This window comes from Oceaniferula marina (assembly GCF_013391475.1).
Lineage (GTDB): Bacteria > Verrucomicrobiota > Verrucomicrobiia > Verrucomicrobiales > Akkermansiaceae > Oceaniferula > Oceaniferula marina.
The window spans coordinates 616674-634045 of sequence record NZ_JACBAZ010000001.1 but is presented as its reverse complement, the minus strand read 5'-3'; the positions used below and the strand labels follow the sequence as shown (position 1 = coordinate 634045).

The 17372-nt window shown below is 48.1% G+C and carries 13 protein-coding genes; 9 read left to right on the top strand and 4 right to left on the bottom strand.

Annotated features, from left to right (window positions below):
• Nucleotides 1-5: 5 nt before the first annotated feature.
• The 4 genes from HW115_RS02580 to HW115_RS02565 all read right to left on the bottom strand — a co-directional run bounded on the left by HW115_RS02580 (nt 6) and on the right by HW115_RS02565 (nt 1658).
• Entirely contained in the window at nt 6-260 is a 255-nt protein-coding gene (locus tag HW115_RS02580) for a hypothetical protein (protein ID WP_178931006.1), read from the bottom strand.
• Complete coding sequence (locus tag HW115_RS02575; protein ID WP_178931005.1) at nt 253-459, bottom strand: hypothetical protein; 207 nt, start codon at nt 457-459, stop codon at nt 253-255. The genes HW115_RS02580 and HW115_RS02575 overlap by 8 nt, the downstream gene beginning before the upstream one ends.
• 69 nt (nt 460-528) lie before the next feature.
• A complete protein-coding gene (locus HW115_RS02570) occupies nt 529-1326 on the bottom strand; it encodes a TatD family hydrolase (RefSeq protein ID WP_178931004.1) in 798 nt (265 codons plus the stop codon).
• Nucleotides 1327-1376: 50 nt separating this feature from the next.
• Nucleotides 1377-1658 (bottom strand): hypothetical protein, encoded by a 282-nt coding sequence (locus HW115_RS02565; RefSeq protein ID WP_178931003.1) that lies wholly within the window; start codon nt 1656-1658, stop codon nt 1377-1379.
• A gap of 106 nt (nt 1659-1764) precedes the next feature.
• On the opposite strand from HW115_RS02565, the gene HW115_RS02560 reads away from it, so the two are divergent.
• The 9 genes from HW115_RS02560 to HW115_RS02520 all read left to right on the top strand — a co-directional run bounded on the left by HW115_RS02560 (nt 1765) and on the right by HW115_RS02520 (nt 17326).
• Entirely contained in the window at nt 1765-2115 is a 351-nt protein-coding gene (locus tag HW115_RS02560) for a hypothetical protein (protein WP_178931002.1), read from the top strand.
• Nucleotides 2116-2408: 293 nt separating this feature from the next.
• Nucleotides 2409-2951, top strand: coding sequence for a sigma-70 family RNA polymerase sigma factor (locus tag HW115_RS02555; protein WP_178931001.1), 543 nt, complete (start codon nt 2409-2411; stop codon nt 2949-2951).
• Nucleotides 2909-4537, top strand: coding sequence for a LamG-like jellyroll fold domain-containing protein (locus HW115_RS02550; protein WP_178931000.1), 1629 nt, complete (start codon nt 2909-2911; stop codon nt 4535-4537). The genes HW115_RS02555 and HW115_RS02550 overlap by 43 nt, the downstream gene beginning before the upstream one ends.
• A 111-nt stretch (nt 4538-4648) precedes the next feature.
• Nucleotides 4649-5407 carry a LamG-like jellyroll fold domain-containing protein gene (locus HW115_RS02545; RefSeq protein ID WP_178930999.1) on the top strand — a complete coding sequence of 253 codons (759 nt, stop codon included), beginning with the start codon at nt 4649-4651 and terminating at the stop codon, nt 5405-5407.
• 154 nt (nt 5408-5561) lie between these two features.
• Nucleotides 5562-9164 carry a hypothetical protein gene (locus tag HW115_RS02540; RefSeq protein WP_178930998.1) on the top strand — a complete coding sequence of 1201 codons (3603 nt, stop codon included), beginning with the start codon at nt 5562-5564 and terminating at the stop codon, nt 9162-9164.
• A gap of 4 nt (nt 9165-9168) precedes the next feature.
• Entirely contained in the window at nt 9169-10080 is a 912-nt protein-coding gene (locus HW115_RS02535) for a hypothetical protein (RefSeq protein WP_178930997.1), read from the top strand.
• Between the two features lie 813 nt (nt 10081-10893).
• Nucleotides 10894-12636, top strand: a complete 1743-nt coding sequence (locus tag HW115_RS02530; RefSeq protein WP_178930996.1) for a right-handed parallel beta-helix repeat-containing protein — start codon at nt 10894-10896, stop codon at nt 12634-12636.
• Between the two features lie 8 nt (nt 12637-12644).
• Nucleotides 12645-14135 carry an alpha-L-fucosidase gene (locus HW115_RS02525; RefSeq protein ID WP_227021226.1) on the top strand — a complete coding sequence of 497 codons (1491 nt, stop codon included), beginning with the start codon at nt 12645-12647 and terminating at the stop codon, nt 14133-14135.
• Between the two features lie 20 nt (nt 14136-14155).
• Nucleotides 14156-17326, top strand: coding sequence for a discoidin domain-containing protein (locus HW115_RS02520; protein ID WP_178930995.1), 3171 nt, complete (start codon nt 14156-14158; stop codon nt 17324-17326).
• Nucleotides 17327-17372: the final 46 nt, after the last annotated feature.

Below are 17372 nucleotides of genomic sequence, written 5' to 3'. Positions count from 1 at the left end.
TGTATTTATGGGGTTTCGATGTGACAAATGTCGAGAATTTTGATCATGCCGGCAAAGGGGTCACTGAAAAAGATCACCGCATGACGGCCAAGGATTTTGACCTCCACCATCCTGCCGCGTGGATCTGGCTGACGGTGGTCTCCGACTGTTCCCGGTCGGGATTGCAGTTGGTTGATAAAGTCGACGATGGCATCTGGGCGGGCCAGGCTGCGCAATTGGTCGGCCGCGTGTTGATGGACATAGACCAGAGTGTCAGTCATGGCTGATTTTCTTTTTGGTGTCTTCCCACTTGCTCCACTGATCGGGGTCGGCATTTTCAATCCGGCGGTGGATATCTGGCATGACCAGGGTGTTTCGCTTGAGTCGCTCCATCAGGAGCAGGCCGGCGAGGCTATCCTGGGTGGCAGCGGGCAAGGCGCGCAAGGTGGCTTTGAGTTGTTCCAGTTCGTCGAGGTCCATATGCGGGAGGATGTAGCGCAATCGGCGGCTTGGAGCCAGCCTGCAAATCAGAAGGTGAAAAACGAGAGACTAGCTGGTGAAGTTCCTTGCCTGGCTGAGGAATCTGCGAGGGTTGTCGAAGATGACTTTCTCGATGGTTTCTGCGTTGTGCATACGCTTTTTCATCTCCAGTGCGCATTTGGGCACGGCCAGAGGATCAGAATGTCCCCAGTCACAGGCCGAGTTCATCCAGATGTTTTCCATGCCGTAAGTTTCGAGGATGTCGACGGTTCGTGGTAGCGAGCACTTTGATTCCGGGTAAAGAGTCATGCCTGCCCAGAATCCGGCATCGAGCACCATTTTGACGGTATGTTCTTCAACGTGGTCGATGATGACCGTTTGGGGGTCAACTCCGGCATTTTTCAAGGCATCCAGAGTGAGTCGGGTGCCTTTGAGTTTATCTTCGAGGTGCGGTGTATGGATTAAGATCGGAAGATCGTTTTGTTTGGCTAGTTCGACATGCTCTTCAAAAATGGTGAGCTCGTTGACGGTGTTTTTATTCATGCCGATTTCCCCAATTCCGAGCACTGTCGGCTGATCGAGAAACTCAGGGATGATCGACATAACTTCGCGGGCAAAGCCGGCGTCATCCGCTTCTTTCGGGTTGATGCACAGCCAGCAATAATGGTCGATGCCATATTTGGCGGCCCGTTTCGGTTCGTAATCGGTTAGTTGACGGTAATAGTCGTAAAACCCTTGGGCCGAGCTGCGGTCGTAGCCTGCCCAGAATGCGGGTTCGCAAATGACTTCGCAGCCGGCAAGGGCCATGGCTTGGTAGTCATCGGTGGTACGACTGACCATGTGAGCGTGCGGTTCGATGTATTTCATGTCGTGAGATGGGGTCGAAAGACGTAGGTGAAAATGGGTGGATTGAAAAACTATGGACGTGGGCTTGGCTCGTGATACGCTCCAAGTGCGCCTTGCATTGGCGCTTTGGCGATGGGGGCTGTGCTGTGGTCGGAAAGAGCCAGGAGCACGGCTTCGGCCCGGCTGTTCTCACCGGGGTGGATCAAGGCCTCGATCGCCTTGGAAAATTCGGCTTCCCGGAAATCGGTCTCACCGTCGTGCCGGTCGACCCGGTCGAGGAAGGCGGCAACCTCGATCAGTTTATGGCGGGAATCGATAAAATAGAGGTCGAGAATCTCTTTCTTAGTAGGCATGGCCAGAACATACGATGAATCGGCAAAATGCCAAACTCGAAAAATCCTGTCCGGGTAAATCATATTTTGCTGTTTATTCCTGTCCGTTTCTGGCTAGCCTTCCGACATGAGCCAGCAGGACAGAGACGCACGGGATTTGGGAACTCAGCCATTGGACAAAATGATGCAAGACTGGGGGCTGGGCAACCATGACCTTGTCGAAGTGTCCACGGAGCAGTTGACCCACAAACAGGTGCAGAAAGCGCGCACCGGGCGTCGTCTTACGCTGAAAATGATGCAGAAGGTTACCCGGGCCTATAACGTGGCCATCTGGTATCAGCTCAAGGATGAGGAGAAAGAGGCGTATTATGAATACTTGCACCGTGATCTCTTCAACTATGCCAAAGGCCATGATCCGGCCTTTGTGGACCCCAATCAGGCATTGATGCTTGCTCTGAAAGAGCGCAAGCCTGCCTGATTTTGATGGATGTATTGACGGTGTTCGGTCGCTGCTTGCCTGTGCCCGCGCCTGGTTTGGGGGCTCATTTTTTAGTTGAATGGGCGAACAAGTGACCCTGATGATCTTTTTGTTTTCTGTTAGGTGTGCAAGCATTGTAGACTACTACAGGTAGCGTACAAGTCTAAATAGGCTGGATTTTCATACTGCCCAAAGTGAGGGGGCTCTCGGGGGGATGCCTTGTTCCGGTAATTTGCTGTTTTTTTAAATAATTTAGAAACCTTTTCTGAGCTGACGTATTACTTAGATATAACATGTATAATCGGAGCCCAGAGGAGGAAAAAGCATTTGTTGATCTGCTGGTAAGTCATCAGGGGATGATCTCCGCTTACATTATTTCGCTTTTGCCCGGGGCTTCCGAAACCGAAGACGTCATCCAAAACACCAACGAGGTGCTGTGGTCGAAGAGGGACACCTTTGAATTAGGCACTAATTTCAAGGCCTGGGCATTGACTACGGCTCGTTTTCAAGCGATGTCATACCAGAGTAAGCTTAGGAGTATGAAGCAAACGCCCTTGGATGATGACGTCATGAATATTGTGGCTGCAGCTCTGGATGATATGGAATCCCAGAGTATGAGTGATCAGTTAAGTGACTTGAATCAGTGCATTGGCTTGTTGCAGATCAAGGATCAGGAGCTCGTGCTGCACCGCTATTGGAAGAAATCGGGTTTGGCTGATTATTCCAAGGCGACAGGGCGGAGTATTTCCAGCCTCAAAAGCGCGTTGTTTAGAGTTCGGACAAGCTTGCGTGATTGTATGGAGAGGAAAGAGCAGCTCAGGGAGGAGTTGGCATGAAAAAGACTTTCGAGAACCGAGAAGAGAGTGTCGAGCAGCTGATTCATAACCTTGAAGATGGTGTCGCCACGCCTGAGCAGCGGGAACGGTTGATGGAATTGATGCGTGACTCGCCAGAGGTCGTTGATCTGTATCTACGGCATATGAAGATGGTTGCCTTGCTCAAGATGGCAGCCTCGAGCCGAGCTGAGATTGGCATGATGCCAGTTAGTCAAGATATGCTCCGGCATGATAAACGTAAATCTGGTATTATTTCCATGGCTTTAGGGGTCGCTGCGGTGTTGTTTCTGAGTTTGGGTTTCCTCTTTTTCCAGCTCAATAGGCAAGTAGGAGACGCTGATGACTTTTTAGTGGTGTTGGACCGCTCAGCAGATTCGATATTGAGTATCTCATCTCCAAACAAAGACCTGACGGATGCTGATTTCGGAGGGAATCAATTGCGGGTTGGAGACCAAGTGAGTCTTTCTCAAGGGGTGGTTCGTTTTACTTTTCCAAATGGAGTGAAAGCGATTGTCGAGGGGCCGGCGGAGGTTGATGTTCTATCCGAGGTATCATTGGGCATGAAGAGCGGTAAAGCTTGGTTTCGTGTTCCTAAAGAGGGTCATGGGTTTACAGTAGAGTCGGCTCAGGTGAAGGTGATTGATCTTGGTACGGAGTTTGGAGTGTACCATGATAAGGAAAAGAAATTTCAGGTGCATGTTGGTAAAGGCAGGGTGAGGGTGGAGCCTCGATTGAAGTCCCTGGCTAAACATGAGCTGGTTGGCGGGGAGGCTATGCGATTCGATGTTTATGGATTGGGCGAGGAAATGAATGTGAAAACCAGTATGTTTCAAAGAAAGTTTATTGTGGGAATCCCTTACTTGCATTGGTCGTTTGATGAGTTAGACGGTTTGGCCTTTGCGTCAGAAGGGACGATGACTTCCAGTTCTCATGAATGGCGGGCCGTGGTTCAGCGTTTGTCGAAAGGATCAGAACCTCTCAATTTCCGTAATGCCGTGACTCGCGGTAAATTTGGAAAGGCCTTTTCGATGAATGGTAAGGATTGGTTTGCTCAGACGGCTTTCCCGGGGATTGGCGGTGATAGTCCACGAACTTTTGCAGCATGGGTTCGGCATAGAGCCGATTATGGTATGCCGCGAACTCCTTATTGCTCTTGGGGGCGGAGGCTCGGATATGGTAAATCGTGGAAAGTTCATATCTGGACTCAGGACGGCTATGCCTTATGGTCTTCAGCATTTAAACCCGCGGCATACTCCCCATTACCCAAGAGTACATTTGATGAGTGGGTTCACATCGTGAGTGTGTTTACCGGGAAATATAATGACGAGGGGTACCCTGAAATACGCCATTATGTAAATGGCGAGCTACAAGAAATGTTGGTTCTTCCCGGTGACAAGGGGCCTATTGATACGGATATTTCGGAAGCAAGCACAAGGCTCCGTTTTGGAGCTGCCTATGATGTTGATGATGGTGGCTATACCGTTGATGGAGATATTGATGAAGCCTATTTGTTTAGAGGGGTTCTGAATGAAAAACAAATTCGCCAATTGATGCGGGAGAACCGACTTCATTTCTTTGTTAGGTAACGGAAGAGGTTTTTTATTTGGAAATTTACGCAACCTTTCGTGGTGCGGAATATATGTTAATAGAGGCATGTGAGTTTATCGTGCCATGATGTAACCATAGATTATAAAAAAATGAAAAAAACCATCATTAGTTTGGGAGCTTTCTCCCTTTTTACCCTTGGGGGGCAGGCTGCTCTCATTGCTGAATATACGTTTGAAAACGGAACCTTTACAGGTGCTGGAGCGGGTATGACGATCAATGATCAGTCTGGAAATAATTATACAGGAACCATTAGCGGCGGAGGTTTAACAGGAACTACTGTCGTTGTTGACGGGGAGCGTGGAAATGTGATTAACGTGACAAGTGAGTCGGGAGGAACGATGTCTGTGGGGATAGATTCAAACACTGGGGAACGAACCTATGCGTTCTGGTTGAAAACCACGGATCATAATGGCTATGTTTTCGATAACCAATCACCGCGCAATATTGCGGGGATGGGTAATGGGTCAAGTAGTTCAAATTCGTATCTCGATTATTATGATGGGACAGCTTGGAGGACGAGTAGTGTAGGTGTTAATGTGGACAATGCGTGGCATCATTATGCCTATGTATTAAGCGGGACAACGGCTACGTTTTATGTCGATGGTTCAGAAGCTGGATCAGTTACTATTTCAGATGTAGATGCATTAAGCAGTAGCCAGACTCAAATGTTTTTTGGACGCTACAGTGCATCTGCTGGAATTAAAACAGGTAGCTGGGATGATGTTCAGTTATATGATAATGCTTTGACAGCTCAAGAGGTAGCTGCCTTGGCTGCGGTTCCTGAGCCCACATCTACAGCTCTGATCGGACTCGGAGGCTTATCTTTGATTCTTCGCCGACGCCGCTAATGGCGTGAGAAAAATCATATGAGGACTCCAGCTTGAGTATCATCATATTGTTGTGTGATCTTCATTCAGGGGGAGTCAGGGTTATTCTGATGGTCCCTCTGTTTGAAGTTCTTGATTACAGGGGGGGCGAGTATTAATGAATCGAAGATTCTCTATGAGTATAAGTTTAATCAGTGCAAATTCAAACAATCGTGGTTTTGCTTTGGTTGCCACGATTTCTGTGATGGTCCTTCTTGTGATGATTGCATTGGCCATGCTGTCATTATCGACAGTGGAGCTGAGACAATCATCTCACCTTAGTCATCAGCAAGAGGCCAGGGCCAATGCCCGCATGGCGTTGATGATTGCGTTGGGAGAATTGCAAAAGTATGCCGGGGCCGATCAGCGTGTGATGGCAGAAGCCTCGATCTACGATGAGTCTCCTGAAACGAAAGAGATAGAAGGTGTGGCCAACCCTCATTGGCTAGGAGTGTGGAAAACCACACGGAAATCGACAGCATCATCTGATACCGAAGAGGGGTTGATTTATGTGGAAGAAAACGATGGTTATCTGGAAGATTCCCGTGACCCTGAATCAGCAGACTATGTTGACCATCGAGCATCTGTCCTGAAATTTTTGGTGAGTGGAGCGGAAGAAGGTGATGATTTACTGGCCAAAACAGCCGATTATACACTGGCGAGTAAGGATGCTGTGGTGATGGTCAAAGACCAATCTGGTTCATCAGATGCCGATAATGTGTATGCCCCCAAGGTGACTTTGAAAGGACAGGACGGACAAAAAAGAGGAGGGTATGCATTCCATGTGTCCGATCTGGGGATGAAAGCTCCACTGGTCCAGCATAATGATCACGTCAGTGAGGATATTGAGGTTTCGTCTGTGAGTGGTATGGCGAATTTATACACCGGTGCACGCCGCCCCTATCATGCACTTCAAGAAAGCTCAAAAGGCCTTGGGGATTTAAGCGAGGATGCTTTCGTGAAAAATGCCGAATATCCCTCGAGGTTATTTACTAAACGACAGGTGGAATTGTCGACCTCTGCGCAAGCTCCTGATGATGTCCGTGATCTCATCGAGCTGCTAGGACATGATGTGGATATCCCAGGTAAGGCCCTGCTTGTTGATACAGTACGTGGTGGGTTGAAATATGATTTAAGCCCTTACTTGAGGGATACGAGTGCGCCGGGGGATGCCCGTCTTGAAACCGCCGCCGGTGAAATTTTACTGACTGATCGGACCCCTCTGATTGATGAATCAAGAACTCGGTTTAATGATTTTTCACCGAAGTTTGGAATCTTGCGCGATTACGCAAAGTTGGGTGACTATGTCGGCTCTGATCGTATCGCCACTCCAAGGGAAACACTACGCGGGAGTGGGGTGTTAGATGCCTATGCCAATCATACGGATTTTATCAAAACTCCGATTCACCCTGTGATTACAGAGTTCAGCCTTTATCATGCGATCGCCTATGATCCTGGCGCCCCTAAAAAGTTGAGTCTTTTGTTTTATCCCAGAGTGACTATTTGGAACCCTTATGATGTTAAAATCGCAGCATCGCCCTACTTGGTGGAGGTAAACCGCCGATTGCAATTTGAAATCAGGACGGATCACGATAGCAATAAAGACGGTAAAAAAGACGAATATAATTGGAACTCTTACTGGTACTGGAAAGGTGGACCCGCCAATGCCAGGACCCGATATTTTTGTCTGGCTTTAGACCCTGTGGAACTTGAGCCGGGAGAAGCTCTGGTGTTCACGCCTAACCAGCCATTGCAATCTTTGGTTCTTGCAGGGCATGACAGTGGCAATGTGTTTGCCAACTCTATGAGTGCCAAAAGCTCGATCGATGAGCGTAATGCCTTTTACGTGCATCTTGGAGGGAGTCAGATTTACGATCCTAGCACAACCCAGACATACAGTATCAAACGCTTCTGGGAGAACGGCTATCATGTGGGCTACGGAGATTCGATGTCAGCTCGTCTCCGTTTGGTTCAGCCCGGAGCATCGAGGTCCGGGAGCTATCAATTCATCATGAACAATCTTGATGATTATCCCATTGCTCAGCACTTGGATTTTCAATGCTGGATCAAAGGAAACGAGGGACGCTGGCGAGATGTTAATAAAACGTTGCCGATTGAGAAAGTGTCGTCCTTGAGCTCGATTAACCCGGTGAATAGAACGATGCATGGTATACGCATGAAGTATCCATCAGAGGCTCCTGCGAATTTGCTGAACACACCCAATGGCATGTGGCAGGAGGCTCCACTTGCAAATTATAATTTTAGAGCATGTGTCCATCGTAGAACTCCATGGGATTGGGTATTCAGTGTTCCCACGGTCTTGCACGAATACACTTACGGTCCCTATGCTGTGGATAATCAGGAGCAGCCTGATTATACGTCCTCGTTTATGCGCCCCAGTTACTACAAGGGTAAAAATCGATTTTCAGCATTGCTTGGAAGAGATGGTAATGGTCAGCCGGAACCTGTATTTGATGTCCCGCCTGCAGGCATGGAGTTCTTCTCCTTGGCTCAGTTTCGTTCGGCTCAGTTGACCCAGATGTTTAATCATCCATCATTGATTATAGGAGAGAGTTTGGCCCCACGCTACACTCCGAGGAATGCTACGGCTCTGCCTCTGAATACGTATCAAACCGAATGGGAGCAGGGGTATCGTGATGCCTATCATAAGAATAGAATTCAATCTGCATCAACATGGTGGGAGGAGGAATATTTGCCAACAAATGCATACTCGGCTTACGACGTGCGTTACGAAACTAATTATGCCCTGTGGGATCAGTATTTCCTGTCAACCTTCCCGGAAGGAGAGGATGTTACTAATTATGACCGATCGATCTCTCTACCAAATCCACACATGCTCGTCATTTCGGACGATAGCGCAAGTAGTGATCCCGATGAACAAACAAGCTGTGATCAAATTGCCAAACATATGGTGCTTCAAGGGCATCATAATGTGAATAGCACGAGCGTTTTTGCATGGAAAGCCTTGTTGATGATGAATGCGGGTTTGGATGTAAATGGACATGCGACAGATGATGCCGTCTCTGCCTTTCCTGGGCATTCGGAGCCGTCGATGGCAGGTGTCGAAGGAGGGGTTTCATCAAGTCTTTCTCCACAAACTTGGCAGGGGTTTCGTAAACTTACAGAAGAAGAAGCTCAAACCTTGGCCGAACAGATCGTGGAACAGGTGAAGAGAAGAGCTCCCTTTATCGGTGTGTGCGACTTTGTGAACCGGCGTCTCATTGGGGAATCTACTGTGGAAAATAAACCCAGAGACCAAAGTGAGAAAGAACTGCAAAGCTACGGAGGGGTGCTGGATGTCGCTATTCTTCGATCCTACCTCAACCAGGGAATGGAGGATATCCAATCTGAGTTTTTGAAAGACAAGCTAAGCCCACCGTCTTCCTTGCATGCTCCTTCATTGGCAGAGCAACCGAATGAGGCCTACTACGGGGCCTCAACTCACCTGAGCCAGGGGAAAATATTACAAACCATCGGGGTTCTTCTGACGTCACGCTCTGACACGTTTCGAATCAGAGCCTATGGTGATTCCACGGATTCAACCGGTAAGGTGATGGCTGCCGCTATGTGCGAAGTGCTAGTTCAGCGGGTGCCATCGTATATCGACACCTCGGATGCTCCTGAGGAAAGGGGGACGGAGTTAAATGAGCTGAATAGAAAGTTTGGACGGCAATTCCGGGTTGTCAGCTTTCAATGGCTAGGAGCAAACGAACTATAAACCGATGAAGAAGCCTTTGATGAGGGGATGCTTATACCCGATGCTTGTTGTGATGATTTGGTCAAATTTTGACACGGTAAGAGCCCAGCAAAAACAAAAGAAAGAAGAGGATAAATCGACAGTAAATTTACGCTTGCTCCCGATTGGTGCTCGTAGAACGGCCGTATTTACGAAATCAAAAAAAGCTTATAAAATCAGAATCGATAATCCTGAAGGTGGGAGTATCGAGCAAATCATTCCGGCCGGCGTTCCTATCGAAGTCAAAGGTAAGGAACATGAATATGTTCCGCTAGGGCTGTTTATTAAAAATAGAAATCGCAAGACCGGGGAGATGCTAAGCCGTATGTCGGTAGGTCTGAATTCTTTGTCGCCACCATGCCGGATCAGCCAGAGGGACACCGTTGTTTTTTATAAACGCAAGTTGGTTTCTTCAGTTGATGGTGGTGCGGAGTTTAAATTGGTTCCTTACGCAAAATCAGGGCTTCCCCCAGAGACGGATGATGTATTGGTGGCGATTGTTAAAAACGTCAGGTCTAAAGAAGGATGGGCCAAACCTATGGTTAGAAGTATCAACGTTGAAGCCGAGGTTTTCCCTGCAGGGGCATGCCTTTTTTTTAACGCCTCTCCATTTTCTGTGGACTTTGCTGCTCTAGGAGTATCCAAGATGACGATCAAACCTTACCAGCATGTCTACATCAAGGGTTTGAAAGTAGACGCCTACGGGGCCACTCCCTACCGCGCCGTGATGAATATGGGGCAGAAGAAAGAGAACCTCGCAGATGGAGCTCTACGGCAGAATGGGACGTCTCGACATTATCTCGTCTCATTTGTCGATCCAAGGAAAGGAGTTGTTCGGCGGGGTGATTTGGTTTCGATTTCTGAAAAAACGCCGGTGCAACAGGAACCTGTGGAATGAAGGAGGGGGCTTGTTCTGGTTGGGGGTATCTAACTTATTTTTTTAAAGTTTGTTTCAGAAACCACGAAACCTTTTACGTGAAATGGTATATATAAACAGTCCAAACGTCTGGATTTCATTTTGGCGTGCTAGGAACTCAACGAAATTTATTAAGAATCGATGATGAAACAAATTATAGGAGGCATGTATGCTTGTCTGATACTGGTGTGTTTGCTTGTTCTACAGGCGGGAGCGAGCGCTGTAGGGGTTTACTATGTATCTCCCGACGGGGATGATGCGGATTCAGGTCTGACAGAGAATCAATCTGTTCGTTCTTTGATGCGGGCTCGGGAACTTGCTGCGGCTTACCAAACGGAGCATCCTCAATCAGATGTCCGGGTTTATTTTAAAGGTGGTCGATATGAATTTGAAACCCCGGTTGTGTTTGGTCCAGAAAACAGCGGGAAGCCAAATACGACCATTTATTATGAGGCGTTTCCCGGGCAGGTGCCAGTGTTCAGTTCTGCGAAACGCTTAGAGGGATTGAAATTTACCCCAAGTAAAGAAGTCGACGGTGCCTATGAGACAACCGTTCCGGATGGACTGTTTTTTGAGCAGCTGTTTGTCGACGGTCAGGGGTATCGGATGGCCCGGTTTCCCAATTATGATGCCTCGATCCGAATTCTCAACGGAACGGATCCACATTGTATCGACCCGAAACGCGTTGCTGGTTGGAAGAATCCGAGAGGTGGCTATTTGCACGCACTGCATGGGAGGCGGTGGGGAGGGACACATTACCGCTTCACAGGGAAAGAGGAAGGCAATAGCTTGAGAATGGAGGGTGGTTGGCAGGATAACCGTCGAACAGGTCCACATAAAACCTATCGCTATGTAGAAAACATCTTCGAGGAGTTGGATACTGCCTATGAATGGTTTTTGGATCGTGATAAATCTGTCCTCTATGTGTATCCACCGGAAGGTGTGGATTTGTCGTCCGCTGTTATTTCAGTAACGCCGATTGAGAGGGAGAGTATTCTTCGGTTCGAAGGTTCCCGTGAACAGTCGGTTAAAAACCTTTGTATAAAGGGGATTACATTTTCGGCTACGGCACGGACCTTTATGAAAACGAAAGAGCCCTTGCTTCGCAGCGATTGGGCGATTTACCGTAATGGGGCGGTCTATTTCAAAGGTAGTGAAGATTGTCAGGTTCATCGTTGCCATTTTACTCAATTGGGCGGAAACGCAATCTTCATTGATGGATATAACCAAAGGATCGATGTTCGTTCTTGTTTGATTGAAAATATCGGAGCCAGTGCAGTCTGCGCTGTGGGTGACACTAAAGCGGTTTATAATGGCCTCTACAAACCTTACGGCCCTGGCGTGTCAGCCAAAGATATGATCTGGAAACGAGGAGCAAAAACAGAAGATTATCCACGGTCGATTCAAATTTCGGATAATCTGATTTTTGATATTGGACGAATAGAAAAACAATCTGCCGGGGTGCATCTCTCGGTAGCCTATGGGGTGTCTGTTCAACACAACAGCATTTACAATGTTCCGCGTGCCGGGATCAACATCAGTGAAGGGGCCTTTGGTGGGCATGATATTGCTTACAATGATGTGTTTGATACCGTGATGGAAACCAATGACCACGGAGCATTTAATTCCTGGGGGAGGGATCGGTATTGGTGGTCGAGAGGGATTGATTTATCCAAACGCCACGAAACGGTTCTCCTGGACTGTATGAAGCCGACCACGATTAGGAACAACAGATGGAAATGTGAACATGGCTGGGATATTGATCTCGATGACGGCTCCAGCCATTATATTATTACAAACAATGTTTGCCTCAGTGGTGGTATCAAACTACGTGAGGGATTTCATCGGATTGCCCGTAATAATATTTGTGTTGGGAAGCGTGGGTTGGATTTTCATGCATGGTATAGAAATAGTTATGATGTCGTGAGTCAGAACATTGTTTTTGCGAAGCATCATGTCCGAAAGAATGCTATGAAACATTGGGGAGCTCTTATCGACTATAACTTTTTTGCGCCTACCGCCGCCAAGGACCCTCGCTTTGTTCATATCGATAAGCACAGCGTGACGGGCGAGCCTTTGTTCTTAGATCCTAAAAATCTTGATTTTCGCATTCAGCCAGACTCACTAGCCTATGCCGTGGGATTCCAAAATTTTGATATGAATGGTTTCGGTGTTGTGTCGTCTCATTTACGTGCCATGGCGAAACGGCCAGAGTTTGATGGTTTTCCAGAACCTGAAGAGAAAGAAGTAGAGCCGGTGGCCTTTGAGGGCATGCTTTTGCGTGATATTGAAAACCTTTCTGATCTCTCTGCTACAGGGATGGGGGAGAAAAAGGGAGCCTGGCTATTGGAAAAAACGTCCAAACTTGATCCACGTTGGTCGAAGTTGGAGGATTTTGATGTGATTGTTTCACTGAATGCTCAGCCTGTGAACAAGGTAAAGGATCTGATTGCCATCGCTGGAAAGTTACAGCGAGGAAAGCCCATCGAAGCGGAAATTTTTCGAAAACAAAAACAACTTAAGATTCGATTAGATTGAATATCATCATGAACCCCATCAGTAAGAAGTATATCAGCCTGTTTGTTGTAGTATCAGCCGTGCACTCTGGCATGGTGAATGCAGAACAAAAACAATTGGATCCTCAATACGGGGAGCCCGCGCAATATGAACAAACAAAGAAAAAGAAGCCGCAAAAGTTAGCAAACGGAAAAATCAAGCTGGATTACGGCCCATTGTATCATGGTAAACGCCAGGATCCTGCGATGAAGAAGTGGCGAGAAAATCGCTTTGGCCAATTTATCCACTGGGGGTTGTATTCGATCCCTGGAGGTGTATGGGAGGGTAAAACCTATGGCTATGCAGCCGAGTTCTTGAAAGCCTCGGCGGGTATTTCAACCGAACGCTGGAATGGATTGAAGGACGAGTTTAATCCGACAGAGTTCAATGGGAAAGAATGGGCGTCGATGGCAAAAGCCATGGGGGCCAAGTATGTTTGTTTGACTACAAAGCACCATGAAGGGTTTTGCTTGTGGCCAAGTAAGTATACCGAATTTGATATAGAGAATACGCCCTATCAAAAGGACCTGATGAAGGAGTTTGTGGATGCTTACTCGGAAGCTGGTATCGATGTCTATCTCTATTATTCAGTCTTGGACTGGTATCATCCGGATTGGAGAACCAAGTTGAAAACCATGGATGATGTGGAGGCGTTTGAACGCTTTAAAACATTTACACAGAATCAACTTGTGGAACTTCTCGAAAGGTATCCCCAGGTCAAGGGCTTGTGGTTCGATGGAACCTGGGATCAGTGCTGGAAGGACAATGGTAAGTTTTCATATGAATTAGAAGTTTTGTTGAAAGAGAAACGTCCAGGTCTGATTGTCAATAGCCGTCTGAGAGCAGATGATTTTGGTAAAAGACACCGTGATTCCAATGGTGACCTGATGGGTGACTTTGAATCCGGCTATGAGAGGCGCTTACCAGATCCACGGGATACCTCGGTAACCAAAAACGACTGGGAATGTTGTATGACCATACCCGAAAACCAGTGGGGGTATCACAAGGACTGGACGCTGACTCACCAAAAGAACACCAATGAATTGCTCGAGATGTTGGCCCAGTGTTCATCACAAGGTGGAAATTTTTTACTCAACTTTGGTCCGAACGGTAAAGGCGTTTTCAGGGCTGAGGAAAAACGGATAGCCAGAGAAATCGGCGAGTGGATGAAAACTAATTCGGCTGCCATTTATGGATCGGATTATGCAGGCTTAAAGAAACAGGACTGGGGGTATTTTACCAAAAATACCAAGTCCGGAGAGGTCTATATGATTGTCTTTAATGTTCCGATCTCATATCAACTCCGTGTTGAGCTGCCAAAACATCAAACAATATCAAAAGCAAACATGGTTGGGATTGGTCAGGAATTACAGCTGGAAAAATTTGATTCCAACGAGACCTTTGTCTTGCTACCGCCTAAATCGTATACATCTCCGTTTGTGATCCGACTCGAGCTTAAGGCAAACAAGAAGAGCCAATAATTTTTTAACATCTACTTTTAATGAGCGTTTCCATGTTTGGGGTGAAAGGGAGGTTTTTGTTGTGTTTGGGTTGTGGTATGGCTTCAGTGGCCTCGCTCGTGGCTCAGTCGTTCTGGCCCGGAGTGGTTCCTTTGGAGGTCCAACTCAAGGATGAGAATCCTCAGTCATCGGGAGACACGGGGACGACTGCTGAGGGCGTGTGGCTTCACACGGGTGTCAGGAGCATTCAACGAGGCTCTGGGGTGAATCTGGAGCTCGCCCCAGGCGCGATATTGACGAGGAGCTTTGTCATTCAAGCGTTGGTGGACCCTGAACCTGAGAAGCAAGACTCACCGGATCGAGTGTTGGAGTCTTACCTCTGGGTCTCTGCTGATATTCTGGGCATGGTGGATTCGGGCGGAAAGGTGGGTGTGGTCTCCCTTTCTCTATCGTCACCAGAGAGTAAGGATAAGCCGGGACTTGTTCAGCAGGCTGTCACTGGTTCAGCAGTCCCGGAGGATTATGTCAGAGTTAAAGGCACTGCTCAACGGCCACACAATGGCAGGACCGCAGCACGAGCTCTGGATGGTGACCCTCGCACAGAATGGGTTTCTGTATTTCCGAAGGGATACGATAAGAAACCATCGATTCAATTGAACTTCGATCAGCCGCGTAAGGTCGATGGTTTGCGCTATCTTCCCCGCCAGGGGGGGCTCAAGAATGGTCAGGTATATCGTTACGAAATTCAGATACGGAGAGAGAATAACGCATCGTATGAAACGGTCGCGACGGGTGAGTGGGATCAAGGACCGGAAGAAAAATCGGTCAGGTTCGAATCTGCACATACGGTGCAATCGATCCGTTTGATTGGGGTTGATACGAAGGCAGACCCGAACCAGCACGTGTGTATGTCTGCATCCGAGGTGACTCCAAGTTATGTGATGCCGGGTTCAGGCATTTCGCAGACTTCGGAATCTGAACAGAGGGTGTCAGCAATACTGCCATCCCAGAAGCTGTCGAAGCTGCATGGTAAGGTGTTGGAACTGACATTTCAGAATCACAGCAAACACCCACTTCTACTGGGACCGATTTATTGTTCCCAGTTGCCAGTAACGCCACCGAAGAGAAAATACCGGCCAAGACATAGTGAGTTTACCGATTTAAATGCAATCGGTATGGTTGCGAGAACCTGTCCCCGTGAACAATGGCCGGTGGCCCAGGTGTTTCGAATTGAGGAAGGTTTGCCCGTAAGCAGGTCAGACATCAAGGTGGGGGATCTGATTATTGGTGTTGGCTCTCAGCCACTTGAAAAACCGGTTTTGAATGTGACGGCTTATCCGTTGGATGAAGAGTGGATGATGAGGCACCATGAGCCCACAATTTCCAGGCACTACTATCAGGCGATCAAAACCGGAACACCTTTGTATTTTGATGTCATTGACCCTATAACCGGAAAAGAATCCCGCAAGCCTGTCCGTCCTCCCATGTACGGTTCAGAGGACTTTACCGGGTTTCCATTATCAGGTCCGGCAGCTGACACCTTGTATGAAGAGTTGATACAGCGGGTGCTGAAGGATCAAAAAGAAGATGGTTCCTGGAAAACCATGCCTGCCAATAGTTCGGAAACTTACGGCATGATGGCCTTGTTGGGGACGCGTGACCCATCGCATGCGCCTGCCATCCACCGGGCTGCTAACTATATCCTTGAGCAGCCATGGACTGGCCATGAGTCGTCATATCTCGAGCTGTGGAATATGGCTTTCAAAACTTTGGCTTTGGGCGAATACGCACTGGCGACGGGTGACCCGCGTGCGATTGCGTGGCTGGACAATATTTGTCGTGGTATGACTCAAGGAGGGCATGTCAATTCACGATCCTATTTCACCTTTGGTCACGATCGGCGGGGATTGCCCTATGGAAACGGTGGCCTGATTGCGCCATTGTCCCATATCATCGTGGGTGATGCCCTCGCTTATCGGGCAGGAGTGAAGACCCCCGCATGGGAGTATTTTTTACCCTATAACAAAGCAGCGTGGGCTGATAACATGCCCATGGGGAAACAATGTATCGGTTACGGAGCCCCGTCATCAGGTGGTGGCTCTGACCAGGCGTGGTGTCGATCTGGCTTGATTGGTTTGGCATGTAGTCTCAGGGACACCGAGCCGGCACTGCAGCAAGGGGTGGCCGCATATATGAAATCCCATCATGGGTTTATGCGAAGGAGCCATGGATACGGGGCCATGGGTAGTTACCTTGGGCTGATGGCTCTGGCAGGAGTGGATGAATCAGCATTCCAACACGTGATGGAACAATGGGCTCCCGTCATTGCAATGCAGTGGCAGCGTGGGAAAGGACTACGGCATGTGGAACCTCAGATTACGAATGTCGGATGTGTTTCGGGGAAATCGAGTGATGATTGTTACAGTTACACCATGGCTGCATTGTTAAGTGTCCGTCAGCATGGGTTGCATTGTACCGGGGCAAAGGACACTCAGTGGTTGCCTTACCCTGAAGATGTAAAGCCGCCTCAGCCGGTATTGATCCATGAATCCGAGGGGGTGAACGTTGCTAGGCCATCGCTACTTCATTACGTAACGGCGCGGTATACCAAGGATGGATCTTCACCGGGGAAGGATAGCCCTGTCTGGAAGCCGGGAACGGGTAATGACGGTGATCATTTGACCGTGGCGTATCAGAGTTCGCATGGCGTGATGGGCGATCCTACGAGCATTCATTTGGGCCGTGAGTGCCCGTCCCAGTGGAGTGTTGTCGAAGCCTCCTGTGGTTTTCCCGATGAGACCATTGGTCTGGATGTGAGCAAAATATCATTGGCCCGTGCAAGGAATGCCTTTGACGGAAACCCAAGTACCGCATTTCGGGTGAATAATTCGAGTTCCAGTGGTGGACTCAGTATTTGGTCTGTTACGGTTGATCGCGGGGTAAGCGAAGGCGATCGACCATTGATTATCCGGGTTACGGTTCCATCATCAAAACATGAACGGAAAAATATCAATGATTCTGCAAGAACGCTGGTCGTTGAAAGTAGTGAGGATGGTAAGGTATGGAAAAAGGATAGTGCAGGAACAATCCCTGAAGACAGAGTGGTTCCCTTAAAGCGCGGAACCAAGGCCCGATACCTGAAATTTACATTTGAATCCTTTTCAGGAACAAATCTGATCGTTCCAGATTTGAAGTTTAGCTATCAACAATAACAGATAAAGATGAATAGAAGTAGAGTGTTTATAATATGGGTGGTAT